The sequence below is a fragment of the Pseudomonas sp. HLT2-19-2 genome (genome assembly GCF_054898005.1).
The window spans coordinates 4,318,876-4,334,737 of sequence record NZ_CM142712.1; the positions used below are offsets into that span (position 1 = coordinate 4,318,876).

A 15,862-nucleotide genomic window follows, 5' to 3' on the forward strand; every position below is an offset into this window, starting at 1 on the left:
AATCCTCAGCTCTTTAACCCAAAAGCAGCCAAACTCAAATGTTCAGCAATAGGACCCAGCGCCAATGTCGGCAGGAAGGTCAAACCACCCACCAGCAAAATGGTCACGGTCAGCAAGGTCACGAACAGCGGGCCATGGGTCGGGAAGCTGTTCTGGCCGATTGGCGCGGTTTTCTTCATCGCCAGGCTGCCGGCCAGGGCCAGAACCGGGAGGATGTAACCGAAGCGACCGATCAACATGCCAAGTCCCAGCATCAAGTTGTGGAACGTGGTATTGGCCCCGAAACCGCCGAACGCCGAACCGTTGTTGGCACTGGCCGAGGTGTAGGCGTACAGCAACTGGCTGAAGCCGTGAGCACCGGGGTTGCTGACTGCTGCGACCGGACCGGGCAGGCTCGCGGCAATCGCGCCGAGCACCAGCACGCCGATGGGCATCACCAGCAAGGTCACCACCAGCAACTGGACCTCTTTGGCTTGCAGTTTCTTGCCGAGGTATTCCGGGGTGCGGCCGATCATCAGGCCGGCGAGAAACACGGCAATCAACACGTTCAACAACATGCCGTAGAGCCCGGCACCGACGCCGCCGAAGATCACTTCGCCGACCATCATGTTGACCAGCGCGACCATGCCGCTCAATGGGTTGAGGCTGTCGTGCATGCCGTTGACCGAACCGTTGGACGCCGCGGTGGTGGTGACCGACCACAGCACCGTGGCGGTGGTGCCGAACCGTGCTTCCTTACCCTCCAGCGGCGCGGTCTGTTCGACGGCGACGTTGTTCAGGGTCGGGTTCGGCTGGTATTCAGCCCACAGCGACGTCGCGCCGCCGATCAGGAACAGCGCCAGCATGCAGGCGATGATCGCGCGGCTCTGACGCAGGTCTTTCACGTAGTGGCCGAAAGTGAAGACCAGGGCCACCGGTATCAGGATGATCGAGGCCATCTCGAACAGGTTGCTCCACGCCGTCGGGTTCTCGAACGGGTGCGCGGAGTTGACGCCGAAGAAGCCACCACCGTTGGTGCCCAGTTGCTTGATCGCAATTTGACTGGCGGCCGGGCCGAGCGGGATCACCTGATCGACGCCTTGCATCGTCACGGCATTCACGTACTGCGCGAAAGTTTGCGGCACGCCCTGCCAGACCAGATACAGCGCCAGCAACAAGCACAGCGGCAACAAGCCGTAGAGGGTGGCGCGGGTCATGTCGACCCAGAAGTTGCCGAGGGTTTTGCTCGACTTGCGGCCGATCCCGCGACACAGGGCAACCAACACGGCGAGGCCGGTGGCGGCGCTGACAAAGTTCTGCACGGTGAGGCCGACCATCTGACTCAGGTAGCTCAGGGTCGCTTCGCCACTGTACGACTGCCAGTTGGTATTGGTCATAAAGCTGACGGCGGTATTGAACGCTTGCGTCCACTCTTGACCCGGCAGGTTCTGCGGGTTCAGTGGCAAGTGGTCCTGGAACAACAGAATCGCGAACAACAGCAAAAAGCCCGCGAGGTTGAAGGCGAGCAAGGCCAGGGTGTACTTCTGCCAGCTCTGTTCGGCCTGCGGATCAACGCCGGCCACCCGATAACATCCACGCTCCACCGGTCCGAGGATCGGTGAAAGCCAAGTGCGCTGACCTTCCATCACCTTGTAGTAAAAGCGCCCCAGGAACGGTGCCGGAATCAGCACCACGGCGAAGAAGGCGAGGATCAGCCAATAGTCATAACTGTGCATATCCGCTCCTAGTTCCGGTCCGCGCGCAACAGCGCAACCAACAGATAAATGAACAGCCCCACTGCCAATAGCAGTGACACCCCGTCCAGAACGCTCATGGAAATTCTCCGTGTTACGGCGTATTGCCGCGTGTGGAGCCATTGTCGGCAGGGAGGCTGTAAAGGAACGAGATCGAGGGTGTTGGCTGTGCATAAAGAAAGAGTAAAGAGTGGGTTTACGCTGGGGTTACACGGTGGCAGGGCGACCGCTTTCGCGAGCAGGCTCGCTCCCACAGGGTTCGGGGTGTCTGGGCAACTGCATTCCAAATGTGGGAGCGAGCCTGCTCGCGAAGGCGGCATAACAAGCGACACTGCTCCCAACTGGCGCACAAAAAACGCACATCCAGCACCGAACATCCTCGATACGACGCATTTCTGCGCTTTACGACCGCCATCACAACACTGGCACGCCCGCTGCAAACGCCCTCCCCCGAGCTTTCCAAACCGTTCAGGGAGCAAACGCATGAACACACAACTCAAACCCACGCTGGGCACGCTGCACCTGTGGGGCATTGCGGTCGGGCTGGTGATTTCCGGTGAGTACTTCGGCTGGAGTTACGGCTGGGGCGTGGCGGGCACACTCGGTTTTCTGGTGACGTCCTTCATGGTCGCCACCATGTACACCTGCTTCATCTTCAGTTTCACCGAGCTGACCACGGCGATTCCCCATGCCGGCGGTCCCTTTGCCTACAGCCGTCGCGCCTTTGGCGAGAAAGGCGGATTGATCGCCGGGCTGGCGACACTGATCGAATTCGTCTTCGCCCCGCCGGCCATTGCACTGGCAATCGGTGCCTACCTCAACGTGCAGTTTCCCGCTCTCGATCCGAAGCACGCAGCAGTCGGCGCCTACATCGTGTTCATGGGCCTGAACATCCTCGGGGTGAAACTGGCCGCAACCTTCGAACTGGTGGTCTGCGTACTCGCAGTAGCGGAACTGCTGGTGTTCATGGGCGTGGTCGCCCCGGCGTTCAGCTTCAGCAATTTCGCGCTTAACGGCTGGGCCGGTTCCGATGTGTTTGGCGCCCCGGCGATTGCCGGGATGTTCGCGGCGATTCCGTTTGCCATCTGGTTCTTCCTGGCCATCGAAGGCGCCGCCATGGCCGCCGAAGAAGCCAAGGACCCGAAACGCACCATTCCGAAGGCCTACATCAGCGGTATTTTGACGCTGGTGCTGCTGGCCATGGGCGTGATGTTCTTTGCTGGCGGCGTCGGTGACTGGCGCACCCTGTCGAACATCAACGATCCGCTGCCGCAAGCGATGAAAACCGTGGTGGGCGAAAGCTCGGGCTGGTTGCACATGCTGGTGTGGATTGGCCTGTTCGGTCTGGTGGCGAGTTTCCACGGAATCATCCTCGGCTACTCGCGGCAGTTCTTCGCCCTTGCCCGTGCCGGTTACCTGCCGGCATCCCTGGCCAAGCTGTCACGTTTTCAGACCCCGCACCGGGCAATCATCGCTGGCGGCGTGATCGGCATTGCCGCGATCTACAGTGATGGCTTGATCAACCTGGGCGGCATGACGCTGACGGCAGCGATGATCACGATGGCGGTATTCGGGGCGATCGTGATGTACATCATGAGCATGCTCAGCCTGTTCAAACTGCGCAAAACCGAACCCAATCTGGAGCGCACCTTTCGCGCGCCTTGCTACCCATTGGTGCCGATGATTGCGCTGGTGCTGGCGGTGGTCTGCCTGGTGGCGATGGCCTGGTTCAACACCTTGATCGGGTTGATCTTCCTGGGCTTCATGGCAGTGGGGTTCGTGTACTTCATGCTCACGGCGCAACTGCGTGCCGATGCGCCGGCGGACGCGATGCTGACCGGGCTGTAAACAGGCGAAGTGTTGCTGTCATATCAGGCATAGAATGGAGTGGCTGCGATGGAACCAGTGCGAAAATCCATCGCTCAAAGTGGTATGCACGATCGATTGGCGAAACCCGCCAATCGGCCTGCCCTTAAGGAGAGCCCTATGCCCTGGTATGCCTGGTTAATTCTGATCGTTGCAATCGGCTCGATCGTTGGTGGTTTGATGATGTTGCGTGACACCGCCAACAAGGTCGAACTGACCGATGAGCAACGCAAACGCGTCGCTGAACGCAACGCGGAAGCGGATGCCAAGGATGCGCAGGACCGCTAAACCAAAAACCCTGTCATTCTCATTGAATGACAGGGTTTTGCGTTTCTACTTCTCCCACTCCGCCTTGGCGATGTGCAGGCCATGCAGCCCTTTATAGGCCGCTCGTTCCGGCTGGCTCCAGCCTTCAAGCAACGAATCCTCCAAACGATAAATCTCTACCCCGAGCGGGCAACACACGCTCAGCGGATCCTGCGCATCCGGTCCCCACATGGCCAGCGACAGGTCACCGCCCGGGCAGGTCGAGAGCGCACACAACAGATCGATTTCGGCAAAAAACTCCAGGTAATCGCCCTTCTGCGCCGGACAGGCTTTCATGAAGTACATGTCGTCGTGGTTCAGGCCCGTGCACTGGAAAATGTTCAGCACGTCATGCACGTCAAACTCGGTCAGGCCATGGGGCAGCACCGCGCGGGTCAAGTTGGAGTGGCAGTGATGATGGAAGTCTTCGCCGGTGAGCATTTTGTTCACATAGGGATCGCAGCGGGTGCCCAGCAAGTCATGCAAGCGACCGCCATGTTCGTCGATGCCGTAACCGGCCAAGCTGTCATCGGTGATGGTCACCATCGGACGTAAAAACGGCAGGTTCGACCAGAGCCGGTCATGGGTGCTGACGTGAGCGCCCTGTAATTGCCGGGTCCGTGCCGCCCACAAACGCTCCCGTGGATCGTTGGCATTCCAGACGTTGAAGTCGCCCACTTGCGGGCCGACGGGTGTGGTCACCCGGAACACATGCCCGGCCGGCACTTTCCAGGCGCGCCCGGTGCGGATCGGCACCTCGAATGCCTCGATCAGCGTGCGCCCGTCCTTCGCATCGCGAATCCGCTCGTAGAAGGCTTTGTTCACCTGCAACGCGGAGCCTTTGCTGACTTGATAGGCCGCCGGATAGTCTTTGTACATGGCACAAATCCTCGATCAGTGATGGGAAGAACGGGTAAGCATCTGCAACAGGAGGTGTTCGGAATCGTCGAGATAAAGGCTCATGGCGTCCTCGGCCGCGCGCTTGTCGCCCTCGGCCAGCCACTCATGTATTTGCCGGTCGCGCGCCAGCCAGGGCGCCTGAAAACGTGATTGCGCACATAACGGGTCAGGCCTTCCTGCCCCGCCGGGCAGCAAACGACCGCCAATGATATCGGCGCGCAACTCAAGGGTGATGTGGTCGGCGAGGGACAGTCCGCTGTTCATACTCATTGCCTCGTGATTGTTCAACAATCGTCAAGTAATGAGTAATCACTATTCGTGCCAGTTAATTCGAAACAGTCGAATGGAGCTGGACGCATCTGCATGCTTTTTAGAAGTAGAACCATAAAGCCCAGACCCACGAACGCATCATTAAGGAGGCTTCAGCACGTTTTCGCCGCGATGGCATTGGCGCGACAGGTCTGCAACCGCTGATGAAAGCACTGGGCCTGACTCACGGTGGCTTCTACTCGCATTTCAAGTCCAAGGACGAACTGGTAGAAAAGGCTTTGCAAGCCGCAGGCGAGCAGGTCGATATCATTTGCGCCGAGCTCTTCGCTCAGGATCGCCCGCTGGAAGCGTTCATCGACGCCTATTTATCCGAATGGCACCAGACTTCACCCGATCAAGGTTGCCCGTTGCCGACCATGTCATCGGAACTCGGCTTGCGCGGGCAGCAGAGCCCGACCACTGACGTGGTACTCAACGCCCGGCTCGACCAAGTGCAAGGCACCCTTGAAGACGAAGACGTCGCCGCCGACCAAAGCATCGTCATCATGTCGACGCTGGTCGGGGCGTTACTGCTGTCACGCAGTGTCGAGAATCCTGAGCTGGCCCAGCGGATTCTCGACGTGACTCGCGCCTATCTTAAACAAACTCGGGACTAACCCTCCCAACGCTTGAACAGCACGCTGGCATTCACCCCACCAAACCCGAAGCCGTTGGACAGCGCGTATTCGATTGCCATCGGCCGTGCTTTACCGTGGACGATGTCGACGCCTTGGGCGGCAGGGTCCGGGTTATCGAAGTTGAGGGTGGCCGGTACGACCTGATCGCGAATCGCCAACAGCGTGAAGATCGCCTCAATACCGCCCGCTGCGCCGAGCAAATGCCCGGTGGCCGACTTGGTCGACGTCACCGCAATTTTGTTATCCGTGCCGAACAACGCCTTGATGGCCGCCAACTCCCCCAGATCCCCGACCGGCGTCGAGGTCGCATGAGCATTGAGATGTTGCACCTGCGCCGGCGAAATGCCCGCCTGGGCCAACGCCAGCGACATCGCCCGTCGTGCACCGCTGCCATCCTCGGGACCCGCCGTCAGGTGATAGGCGTCGGCACTGGTGCCGTAACCGACCAGCTCCGCCAGCGGTTGAGCACCGCGGGCCAAGGCATGCTCCAGGGATTCAATCACCAGAAGGCCTGCGCCCTCCCCCATGACAAAGCCATCGCGGCCACTGTCGAACGGCCGCGAGGCACGCTCCGGGGTTTCGTTGTAACCACTGGACAAGGCGCGAGCAGCGGCAAACCCGGCGAGACTGACGCGATCGATCGCCGCTTCCGCGCCGCCACACACCGCAATGTCTGCCTCGCCACACCGAATCAGCCGCGCCGCATCACCAATCGCTTGCACACCGGCCGCGCACGCCGTCACCGGAGCACCCAACGGGCCCTTGAAACCGTGCTGAATCGACACATGACCCGCGGCCAGATTGACCAGGAATGAAGGAATGGTGAATGGCGACAAGCGTCGCGGTCCACGACTGTCCGTGGTACGCACCGCATCGGCAATCGCACCGAAACCACCCACACCGGAACCGATAATGGTTGCAGTACGCTCCTGGGCATTGGCGTCCGCCGCTTGCCAACCAGCCTGCTCCAGCGCCTGACGTGCCGCTTCCATGGCGAACAGAATGAAGCGGTCCATCTTCTTCTGCTCTTTAGGCGGCGTCGCCCGATCCGGGTCAAAACCCGCCTCGGCATCGTCCTCCAGCGTCGGCACCGCACCACCGACCTTGGCCGGTAAATCCGCAACCACCTCGTCCGGCAAATTGCGCAACCCGGAACGCCCTGCCAACAGACGCGCCCAGACGGCTTCGACACCAGAACCCAATGGAGACACCAGGCCCATGCCCGTTACAACTACTCGACGATCACTCATACCGCAAATACCTCAAGCCGATTCATGACGCCTCACGTGTAACGCGCGGCGGCCTTACTTTTGGAAAGATTCGGCGCCATCACATGACGCGCCGCAACGAAGGCGTCCCAGTCGGCCGCATCCGGCAACGAAGGAATGGTGATCAACTCACCCTGGTCCAGCCCCGACAACGCCGCATCGACCATCTCCCCAGCTTCCATAACCATCTCCGCCGGAATCTGGGTCGCATCGATACCGGAGCGCTCGAAGATTTCGGTGCGTGTTACACCTGGCAACACGGCCTGCACCTTGACCCCGGTGCCCTCCAGTTCAGCGTTCAACGACTGCGTCAGACTTAACACATAAGCCTTGCTGGCGCTGTAAGTGGCATTGAAGCGCTCAGGAAACAAGGCAACTACTGACCCGATATTGATGATCGTCCCCCGACCCGCCTTGGCAAAACTGGCGGTCGCTGCCGACGCCAACCGCGTGACCGTTGTCACGTTCAGTTGAATCAAGCGTTCCAGCTGATCCATGTCGGAATTGGCCAACAACCCATCAGCGGCAACACCGGCGTTGTTCAGCAACAGACTGATACTCGAATCGCTGCGAAGACGCTGCTCAAGCTTCAGCACATCATCCTTTTGCGTCAGATCCGCCTTGAGCACCTCGACCTGAACGCCATGTTCGGCGCGCAACGTGGTCGCCGCCGCTTCCAGCCGCGCTTGATCACGGGCGACCAATAACAAATCAAACCCACGCGCCGCCAACCGCTCGGCGTAAATCGCACCGATACCGGAAGAAGCACCGGTGACGAGGGCCGTACCTTGGGACTGGACAGAATTCATGACTGTGCTCCTGGGAGATGCCTAAGGGAAAGACAAGCGCCTGAGGCTCAGAACGCTTGGCGGAAACCAATTTATTATAGGCATAATCTGAGCGGTATATGATAGGCGTAATTTTTATCGTATCGACGAAAGGCGCACCATCACAGCGTTCGCCAAAAAGCAAAAAGGCCGATCAATGACCGGCCCCTGGCGCTGACGTATAAGCTTAGTTCACCTCAAGCTTCTCGCGATTTTTATCCAGAATGGCTTTACCAATTCCCTTCACTTCGAGCAGCTCGTCCACGGATGCAAACGGTCCATTACTCTCACGATAAGCAACAATCGCCTTGGCCTTGGCCTCGCCTACACCAGACAACTCACGCTGAAGGGTTGGCGCATCGGCCTGATTCAGATCGACCTTGCCGGACTGTGCCGTGGGAGAAACTTCCAGCACCAAGGGTGCATTGCCAGCCTCAGGCTTGGCCGTCGGCGCAGCAATGGCAGCAATAGAAGCGCTGGTGAGCAGGGCAAAAACCAGAGAGTAGAAATAGCCAGTACGCATAAATGACGCTCCATGACATCAATTGAGAAAGCAGCTTTTCCGAAGCTGCCTCCCAAACTTAGGCGATGTCTGGAGCCTGTCAAAAATGTGTCCGTTACAGGATGTGAAACAATCAGGGTTCGAGGCGACGTTGCTGGTAGATCCAGTCAACGATCTCGCCATCGGGGGTGTAGCCGCTGACGGTTTCGCGCAGGAGCTGACGGACGCGACTGTAATCGTCATGATCGACAGCAATCAGCAACTCCGTCAAACGGCCCTTGAGTACATCCCAAGGCAAATGATCTTCGTTGGCGCTCATGATCATCGGATGTTGCGTCGCTGCCACGTTGTCGCCAATCAGCAACTCCTCGTAAAGCTTCTCCCCAGGACGCAGACCGGTGAATTCGATGGAGATGTCACCCTGCAAATTCTTGTCCGAGCGAACGCTTAAACCCGACAGGTGAATCATCTTCTCTGCCAGCTCGACAATCTTCACCGGCTCACCCATGTCCAGAACGAACACATCACCGCCCTGCCCCATGGAACCCGCCTGGATCACCAGTTGCGCGGCCTCGGGGATGGTCATGAAATAGCGAGTGATTTTCGGGTGGGTGACCGTCAACGGGCCACCGGATTTGATCTGGCTGTGAAACAGCGGGATCACTGAGCCGGAAGACCCCAGCACATTACCAAAGCGCACCATGGTGAACCGGGTCTTGTTGACTCGGGATACATTGGCCTTGTCGCCAAACAGCACAGGGGCAATTTCACAACTGAGGGCTTGCAGAGTCAACTCGGCCAACCGCTTGGTGCTGCCCATGACATTGGTCGGGCGCACGGCCTTATCGGTGGAGATCAACACAAAGTTGGACACGCCTGACTGCAACGCAGCCTGCGCGGTATTGAGCGTGCCAATGACGTTGTTAAGCACGCCTTCGGCAATGTTGTGCTCGACCATCGGGACGTGCTTATACGCGGCAGCGTGGTAGACGGTGTCCACTCCCCAGGTTTTCATCACATCCAGAAGTTTGTCCTGGTGGCGGATCGAGCCAAGGATCGGAAGCAGACGGACAGAGACCGACTCCCTACAACCGCGCCGTTCAAGCTCCGAAAGAATGCTGTAGAGGTTGAATTCACTGTGTTCAAACAGTAAAAGCGTAGTCGGGCCAAGCAAGAAGATCTGCCGGCACAGCTCGGCGCCGATCGATCCGCCTGCACCCGTGACCATCACTGTCTTGCCTTTGATACAGCGTTCAAGCAGGTCTGGCTGCGCTGGTACCGAGTCGCGACCTAGCAGATCGGCAATATCCACTTCCTGGATGTCTTCGACCTTTACCCGACCGCTGGCCAGATCGGTGAAGTTGGGTACGCTTCGGATATGAAGCGGAAACCTCTCCAGCATCGTGAGAATTTCCCTACGGCGTGCGCGGGTCGATGACGGGAGAGCCAGGAGGATTTCCTGAGCGCCTGTTTCATCAATCATCTGTTGGATGTGCTTGGGTTTATAGACTTGAAACCCGGCAATCGAACGATCCGCGATGCTCGGATCATCATCGATAAACGCCACGGGACGCATGACACGGCCCATTCGAAGTGCTGCGACAAGCTGATTGCCAGCTACGCCAGCACCGTAGATGGCGACTTTAGTAAGGCCGTCATCGCGATTCGTGAATGGTACGTGCTGGGCGGCATTGAACCAGTCGCCCATGAAGTATTGACGCATGCACAGGCGCAGGCCGCCGATAATGACGAGGCTTAGCCACCAGTAATTGAAGATGATGGACCTAGGGACGACGGCTTCGTGGTTGCTGTACCAATAGACGACCAGCGCCATAATCAGGGACGAGAGGCTTACGGCTTTAATGATGACAATAAGTGCATCATTACCGAAGTACCGCATGACGGCTCGGTACATGCCAAAACGGATGAAGAGCGGGATTGCGACGACAGGAGCGCAGGCGAACAACCAGAGATGTACCTTCAAAGGGTTGACCATCTCATCGATGCCCAATCGCACAATAAAAGCCAACCAGAGAGCCGCCCAAACCAAAACGACGTCTGTAAGGACCTGAATCAGTCTTTTTTGTCTGCGAGGCAAACCCAGCAAAAAACCACGTGTTTTATCCATAAGCTTCAACCGACCCGGTCCTGATCCCTCTCACAATGTTCTCCCATTGTACGGATTTAGTCGAAATCGCCCCCCCCCTTTTTAACCCAAGTCTCTAGGCCCGTTCAATTGTCAGATCCCATAAAAAGGCGAAACGCCACTACCCTTTTCGCGACACGAATGGTTACGTTCCTACGCTACCCTTAAACCAAGCTGTGCCAGCCGACAACATAGTAGACGCCCAAAAGATAAACCTCTGCCACCTCTAGAAAATTCCTGGTACGGCACAAGGAAGAAAACTGCCCGCTGGCAGAGACGTCTCGATTGCGAGGCGCCAGTATGGGAGACTAGTACCATAGAGCATCAGAAAACCATCTGCGCCAAGATATCGATGAGGCGCTTTCTGAATCCGCTCGTTAAAATTCCGTATTCCAGAACCGGGCTGCACTCGTGGCAAAAAGCTCAGAAATCATTTGATAGGTTTACCATAATGTCTAACGCCCCTATTTTAATCACCGGCGGTGCCGGTTTTATTGGATCACATCTGACCGATTCTTTGGTTGGCAAAGGCTATGCAGTCCGAATTCTCGATGATTTATCCACCGGAAAGCTTAGTAACCTACCGTTGGAAAAAAACCACGTCGAATTTGTCGAAGGCGATGTCGCCGATGCCGCCCTTGTTGCAAAGGTCATGAAGGGGTGCCAGGCAGTCGTTCATTTAGCAGCGGTTGCTTCAGTCCAAGCCTCGGTGGACGACCCTGTTCGCACGCACCAGAGCAACTTCATCGGCACCTTGAACGTTTGCGAAGCTATGCGTCAGTCTAATGTCAAACGCGTTGTATTTGCCTCAAGTGCAGCAGTTTATGGCAACAATGGAGAGGGGCAAGCTATTAACGAGGAAATACCAAAGGCCCCGTTAACACCCTATGCCTCCGATAAACTGGCAAGCGAGTATTACTTCGACTTCTACCGCCGTCAGCATGCTCTCGAACCCGTTGTGTTTCGTTTTTTCAACATTTTTGGCCCTCGTCAGGACCCTTCGTCACCGTACTCGGGGGTGATTAGCATTTTTAGCGAGCGGGCACAGAAAGGCCTACCCATTACCGTCTTCGGCGACGGAGAACAAACTCGAGACTTCGTTTACGTTGAGGACTTGGTGAAGATATTGGTGCAAGCCGTGGAAGCTCCGCACGTCGAAGCTGGTGCTATCAACGTTGGAATGAATAAAGCCACCACACTCAATCAGATGCTGGAAAAATTAGCCGAAGTAGTAGGAGAGCTTCCACCGGTGAGTTACAGCTCGCCCCGCTCCGGTGACATACGCCATTCAAGGGCGAACAACCAGAGATTACTTGAAAGATTTAAATTTCCGGAACCGACCCCTATGAAGGTAGGGCTGGCCCGCCTGCTGGGATGTCCATCAGAGTAGCTCCAGTACAAAGCCACTCCAAAGAGGTTACTAGCCGAGACCGCCGAGCACCTAATGTAGGCGGTCCTGGCTGGGTTTGACGCACCCCTTCTTGCAGCGTAAGGAGGGCCCATGCAGCACACCACCTAGATAACACAGGGAGCAGGCCCGATGATGATTTCTCCCCCTGAGAGAAAGTGTAGTGGTCAACTAATCCCGGACACGACGTTAAGTTTTTCTTCGGCCCGAGCTGGCGCCAGCCCACCGTTGAATTGATGGGGCCGAATCCAGTTGTACCGATGCATCAAGAAATGACTGATATCGCGTTGGGCTTCTTGAGCCGTCCTGTAGCCCGTGGTCGGTATCCATTCGGTTTTCAAGCTGCGGAACACGCGCTCCATCGGCGCGTTGTCCCAGCAATTCCCCCGACGACTCATGCTCTGACGCATGCGATAACGCCACAGTCGCTGGCGAAATAAACGACTCGCATACTGCGACCCTTGATCCGAGTGAAACAGCAGCCCCTGAGGCCTTCCCCGTTGTTCGTAAGCCATATCCAGCGCCTTGATAACCAGCTCGGCGTCCGGCTTTTCCGATAGCGCCCAGCCCACCACCCGACGCGCGCAAAGGTCCATCACGACAGCCAGATAGTGCCATTTCCCCTGAGCCCAAATGTAGGTGATGTCGCCGCACCACACTTGGTTGGGTGCCGGGACATCGAACTCCCGATTCAAGATGTTCGGGATATCCAACCGTTCAGCCGTCGCTCGTTTATAGGCATGAGAACCTGGCTGTTTGCTGACGAGGTCAAGCTCACGCATCAAGCTGCGCACTTTGAACCGACCGAGTTGCTCACCATCGTCACGCATCAACGAGAGGATGCTACGGCTGCCGGCAGCACTGCGACTTTGTGAAAACAACTCGCTCACCCGGCTGCGCAACCGAAGCCGTTCGACATCCGGCGTTCGGCGCTTTAGGCGGTGGGCGTAGTAACTTGAGCGGTTGATTTCAAATACGTTGCATAGCCAATCAACCGGCTCATGGACGCTCAGCTGATTGATCAGCGCGTACGCTCGTGATCTTCCGACATCAAGAGCGCGGTAGCCTTTTTTAATATCGATTTTTCCCGTTCAAGCCGGGCGATCCGGGCTTCCAGCTCCTGGATTTTCTGCTGCTCCGGTGTCAGCGCTTTGCTCTGCGGGGTAACACCTTTGCGCTCCTGCTGAACCTGGTCGACCCAACGGCGTAGTGCCGACTCGCCGACGCCGAGTGAACGGCTGGCTTCGATGTAGCTGTAGTTTTGCTTGAGCACGAGTTCGGCAGCCTCGCGTTTGAATTCAGCAGAAAAGGAACGGCGTTGTTTGGTCATCTGACACCTCGATCTGGCGAGCATTCTCGCCTAAATGGGTGTCCGGTTTCATTAGACCACTACAAAGACGCATGGGCGAGCGACACGTATTTTTTGGGGTTATAATACGAGCATCGAGCTGGTATGATCGCGCCCTTACGCTTGGGCTATGCGGTTCAACGCGCCGAACACTTGCAATAGCCAAGACAGTAATCTAGCTAGCGAAGGTGCTTTGAGGACTGAATCTAGAGATCAGTGGGTGATAAATTGAACGCCGTACATTTTAATATCGGTGCACTTCATAACGCAGCTAGTGAGCTCGCCGAATTTAGAAGTATCGGCCAGACAACTTCACGCTCCGCCCTCCCCCTTAATAGTACCTGTTTAAAAAAACCTTACCTTTCCAAAACTCCAGTCACTCCTTGCGTAGATATCGATCAATACTGTGCAAGCCTCCCAAGGATTTAAACAGTGAGCGTATCGATGCAAAAGGCAACGCCGATCAATCCACATAGTAAGCATTCAATTTCTCCATCCACCTTGATCTCGTGTTTGTGGCGCAACCGTCGACTCACTCTTCAAATGACAAAGAGAGAAGTAATCGGACGGTATCGCGGGTCGATGCTGGGTTTGGCATGGTCTTTTTTTAACCCGGTGCTGATGTTGTTGGTATACACCTTCTTTTTCGCAGTAGTGTTCAAATCACGCTGGGGCACGGGCGGGACCGATAGCAAGACTGATTTTGCCGTTATATTGTTCGTGGGCATGATCGTTCACGGCTTGTTTTCAGAAATTCTGAATCGCTCTCCAAGACTGATCCTGGATAATGCTAATTACGTCAAAAAAGTTGTATTTCCTATTGAAATACTTCCGGCCATCAGCATTGGCGTGGCACTTTTTCATGCAACGGTAAGTCTTGTTGTTCTATTGATCGCTTTCTTGATTTTCAACGGTTTTATTCAATGGACCGCTGTATTTATACCGCTGGTAATATTGCCACTGATCATACTTTCGCTGGGGGCTGCCTGGTTTCTCGCTTCGCTGGGTGTGTACTTACGCGACGTGGCTCAAACTATTGGTCTTTTCACCACAGTGCTAATGTTTCTTTCACCGGTTTTCTACCCTGCCACATCATTGCCTGAGGCCGTACGTCCATGGTTATTGATCAACCCGCTTACCTTCATTATTGAGCAAGCAAGGGAAGTGATGATATGGGGGAGACTCCCGAACTTTCAGGGTTTGGCGGTTTACACACTCTGCGCAGTCATCATTGCATGGCTAGGCTATATCTGGTTCCAGAAGACAAGAAAGGGGTTTGCTGATGTCCTCTAATGACTTAGCAATTTCGGTTGCAGGTGTATCAAAGATTTATCATCTTTATGAAAAACCACAAGACCGACTGAAGCAAATTCTCTGGAAAGGCGCTACTAACCCCAGCGATGAGTTCTGGGCGCTGCGGGATATCAATTTTGATGTAAAGAAAGGCGAAACCGTCGGTATTGTGGGGCGTAACGGCTCAGGTAAATCCACACTATTACAGATCATTTGCGGGACCCTTACTCCTTCGCATGGTCACGTAGAGCGTCAAGGTCGTTTGTCAGCTTTGCTTGAACTCGGCTCTGGTTTCAATCCAGAGTTTACAGGGCGTGAAAACGTTTATCTAAGTGCGTCGATACTTGGATTGTCAAAAGAAGAAATTGATAATCGATTTGATAAAATTGCCGGTTTTGCTGACATTGGGCAGTTTATCGACAGCCCTGTAAAACACTACTCGAGCGGTATGTTTGCCCGGCTTGCATTCTCGGTGTCTGTTCACGTTGAACCCGAAATATTGATCGTCGATGAAATTCTTGCTGTCGGTGATGCGGCATTCCAGCGACGTTGCCTTTCGAAGTTTTACGAAATACGTGATCGTGGTTGCACCATCCTTTTTGTATCCCACGATCAGTATCAAGTTAAATCGGTGTGTGAACGAGCGCTGTACCTCAAAGAAGGCCGACAAGTCATGTTCGGTCCTGCGCCTAGAGTCATCGATCAATACATGATCGAAATGGAGGCTCAGGTTGCTCAAAGTACCACTGCAGCATTCGCAGCCACGCTGGCAGCAGCGGCTGCTGCTGAAAGTCACGACACTTGCGAGTCAGATGCCGACAAGCCAAAAAGAGTCGCCCCCAAAGCGACTCTGAGTAACAGCGAGTCTGCGGATCAGCTTTTTAAAATTACGGATGTCCGCCTGACTGACACCGAAGGCACGGCACTGGAAACCGTGACAACCGGGCAATCTGTGAGTGTGTGTTTCGATTTTGTCGCACTGGTTGATACACCGCCGGAAGAGATCAGTTTCGTCTTCAATCTATATAGACATGATGAGCTGTATCTATGTGGCGCTACCACATTGATGGACAAAATCCCGGCCTACCGTTCCTCAAGCGCAGGAACTGTATCGATTGACTTTGCAGATCTCCCCCTGCTGAGCGGTCAGTACAAGTGGCGGGTAGCAATTAACGACAATGTTGGATTCATAACTTACGCAGAAGCAAAAAATGCGTGCTCGTTCCGTGTTGAAGATAACTTCAAAGCGGTTGGCATGTTAAGCCTTCCGCGACAGTGGAATTTTCAACCAAACGATCTCAACAGTATTTGAATAGGC

Annotated in this window: 14 protein-coding genes and 1 pseudogene; 6 read left to right on the forward strand and 9 right to left on the reverse strand. The window is 55.8% G+C overall.

Annotation, left to right across the window (positions count from 1 at the left end; genetic code table 11):
• Positions 1-5 precede the first annotated feature (5 nt).
• Both kdpA and kdpF read right to left on the reverse strand, forming a co-directional pair.
• Entirely contained in the window at positions 6-1,715 is a 1,710-nt protein-coding gene (gene kdpA, locus ACYZTU_RS20060) for a potassium-transporting ATPase subunit KdpA (protein WP_461964943.1), read from the reverse strand.
• An 8-nt stretch (positions 1,716-1,723) separates the two neighbouring features.
• A complete protein-coding gene (gene kdpF / locus ACYZTU_RS20065; RefSeq protein WP_007899818.1) occupies positions 1,724-1,813 on the reverse strand; it encodes a K(+)-transporting ATPase subunit F in 90 nt (29 codons plus the stop codon).
• 403 nt (positions 1,814-2,216) lie between these two features.
• Between kdpF and eat the strand changes: the two genes are divergently transcribed.
• Together eat and ACYZTU_RS20075 are read left to right on the forward strand one after the other, a co-directional pair.
• Positions 2,217-3,581: an ethanolamine permease gene (eat, locus tag ACYZTU_RS20070; RefSeq protein WP_461964945.1), complete on the forward strand. Its 1,365-nt coding sequence runs from the start codon at positions 2,217-2,219 to the stop codon at positions 3,579-3,581.
• Between the two features lie 138 nt (positions 3,582-3,719).
• A complete protein-coding gene (locus ACYZTU_RS20075; protein WP_009050155.1) occupies positions 3,720-3,887 on the forward strand; it encodes a DUF2897 family protein in 168 nt (55 codons plus the stop codon).
• A gap of 45 nt (positions 3,888-3,932) precedes the next feature.
• On the opposite strand, the gene ACYZTU_RS20080 is transcribed toward ACYZTU_RS20075, so the two are convergent.
• Entirely contained in the window at positions 3,933-4,784 is an 852-nt protein-coding gene (locus ACYZTU_RS20080; RefSeq protein ID WP_461964947.1) for an urea carboxylase-associated family protein, read from the reverse strand.
• 15 nt (positions 4,785-4,799) lie between these two features.
• Positions 4,800-4,958, reverse strand: a pseudogene (locus ACYZTU_RS20085) (GntR family transcriptional regulator); the annotation flags it as partial.
• 254 nt (positions 4,959-5,212) lie between these two features.
• On the opposite strand from ACYZTU_RS20085, the gene ACYZTU_RS20090 reads away from it, so the two are divergent.
• Positions 5,213-5,731 (forward strand): TetR/AcrR family transcriptional regulator, encoded by a 519-nt coding sequence (locus ACYZTU_RS20090; RefSeq protein WP_461971114.1) that lies wholly within the window; start codon positions 5,213-5,215, stop codon positions 5,729-5,731.
• Here ACYZTU_RS20090 and fabF read toward each other — a convergent pair.
• The 4 genes from fabF to ACYZTU_RS20110 all read right to left on the reverse strand — a co-directional run bounded on the left by fabF (position 5,728) and on the right by ACYZTU_RS20110 (position 10,477).
• On the reverse strand, positions 5,728-7,002 hold the full coding sequence (gene fabF, locus ACYZTU_RS20095; protein ID WP_461964949.1) for a beta-ketoacyl-ACP synthase II: 1,275 nt from the start codon (positions 7,000-7,002) through the stop codon (positions 5,728-5,730). The genes ACYZTU_RS20090 and fabF overlap by 4 nt on opposite strands.
• A gap of 32 nt (positions 7,003-7,034) precedes the next feature.
• On the reverse strand, positions 7,035-7,829 hold the full coding sequence (locus ACYZTU_RS20100; RefSeq protein ID WP_461964951.1) for an SDR family NAD(P)-dependent oxidoreductase: 795 nt from the start codon (positions 7,827-7,829) through the stop codon (positions 7,035-7,037).
• A 205-nt stretch (positions 7,830-8,034) separates the two neighbouring features.
• On the reverse strand, positions 8,035-8,370 hold the full coding sequence (locus tag ACYZTU_RS20105) for a ComEA family DNA-binding protein (protein WP_461964953.1): 336 nt from the start codon (positions 8,368-8,370) through the stop codon (positions 8,035-8,037).
• 112 nt (positions 8,371-8,482) lie between these two features.
• A complete protein-coding gene (locus ACYZTU_RS20110) occupies positions 8,483-10,477 on the reverse strand; it encodes a polysaccharide biosynthesis protein (RefSeq protein WP_461964955.1) in 1,995 nt (664 codons plus the stop codon).
• Positions 10,478-10,946: 469 nt separating this feature from the next.
• On the opposite strand from ACYZTU_RS20110, the gene ACYZTU_RS20115 reads away from it, so the two are divergent.
• Positions 10,947-11,885 (forward strand): NAD-dependent epimerase/dehydratase family protein, encoded by a 939-nt coding sequence (locus tag ACYZTU_RS20115; RefSeq protein ID WP_461964957.1) that lies wholly within the window; start codon positions 10,947-10,949, stop codon positions 11,883-11,885.
• Between the two features lie 185 nt (positions 11,886-12,070).
• Here ACYZTU_RS20115 and ACYZTU_RS20120 read toward each other — a convergent pair.
• A protein-coding gene (locus ACYZTU_RS20120) for an IS3 family transposase (protein ID WP_461964959.1) occupies positions 12,071-13,233 on the reverse strand; the annotation gives its coding sequence in 2 pieces (ribosomal slippage) (positions 12,071-12,978 and positions 12,978-13,233; 1,164 coding nt in all).
• A 480-nt stretch (positions 13,234-13,713) separates the two neighbouring features.
• On the opposite strand from ACYZTU_RS20120, the gene ACYZTU_RS20125 reads away from it, so the two are divergent.
• Together ACYZTU_RS20125 and ACYZTU_RS20130 are read left to right on the forward strand one after the other, a co-directional pair.
• Complete coding sequence (locus tag ACYZTU_RS20125) at positions 13,714-14,544, forward strand: ABC transporter permease (RefSeq protein ID WP_461971116.1); 831 nt, start codon at positions 13,714-13,716, stop codon at positions 14,542-14,544.
• Positions 14,534-15,856, forward strand: a complete 1,323-nt coding sequence (locus ACYZTU_RS20130) for an ABC transporter ATP-binding protein (protein WP_461964961.1) — start codon at positions 14,534-14,536, stop codon at positions 15,854-15,856. The genes ACYZTU_RS20125 and ACYZTU_RS20130 overlap by 11 nt, the downstream gene beginning before the upstream one ends.
• Positions 15,857-15,862: the final 6 nt, after the last annotated feature.

Excerpts from the sequence above, each read along its gene's own strand:
- kdpF (WP_007899818.1), bottom strand. The coding sequence starts at position 1,813 with ATGAGCGTTCTGGACGGGGTGTCACTGCTATTGGCAGTGGGGCTGTTC.
- eat (WP_461964945.1), top strand. The coding sequence starts at position 2,217 with ATGAACACACAACTCAAACCCACGCTGGGCACGCTGCACCTGTGGGGC.
- ACYZTU_RS20100 (WP_461964951.1), bottom strand. The coding sequence starts at position 7,829 with ATGAATTCTGTCCAGTCCCAAGGTACGGCCCTCGTCACCGGTGCTTCT.
- ACYZTU_RS20130 (WP_461964961.1), top strand. The coding sequence starts at position 14,534 with ATGTCCTCTAATGACTTAGCAATTTCGGTTGCAGGTGTATCAAAGATT.
- ACYZTU_RS20105 (WP_461964953.1), bottom strand. The coding sequence starts at position 8,370 with ATGCGTACTGGCTATTTCTACTCTCTGGTTTTTGCCCTGCTCACCAGC.
- ACYZTU_RS20115 (WP_461964957.1), top strand. The coding sequence starts at position 10,947 with ATGTCTAACGCCCCTATTTTAATCACCGGCGGTGCCGGTTTTATTGGA.
- ACYZTU_RS20080 (WP_461964947.1), bottom strand. The coding sequence starts at position 4,784 with ATGTACAAAGACTATCCGGCGGCCTATCAAGTCAGCAAAGGCTCCGCG.
- kdpA (WP_461964943.1), bottom strand. The coding sequence starts at position 1,715 with ATGCACAGTTATGACTATTGGCTGATCCTCGCCTTCTTCGCCGTGGTG.
- ACYZTU_RS20110 (WP_461964955.1), bottom strand. The coding sequence starts at position 10,477 with ATGGATAAAACACGTGGTTTTTTGCTGGGTTTGCCTCGCAGACAAAAA.
- fabF (WP_461964949.1), bottom strand. The coding sequence starts at position 7,002 with ATGAGTGATCGTCGAGTAGTTGTAACGGGCATGGGCCTGGTGTCTCCA.
- ACYZTU_RS20075 (WP_009050155.1), top strand. The coding sequence starts at position 3,720 with ATGCCCTGGTATGCCTGGTTAATTCTGATCGTTGCAATCGGCTCGATC.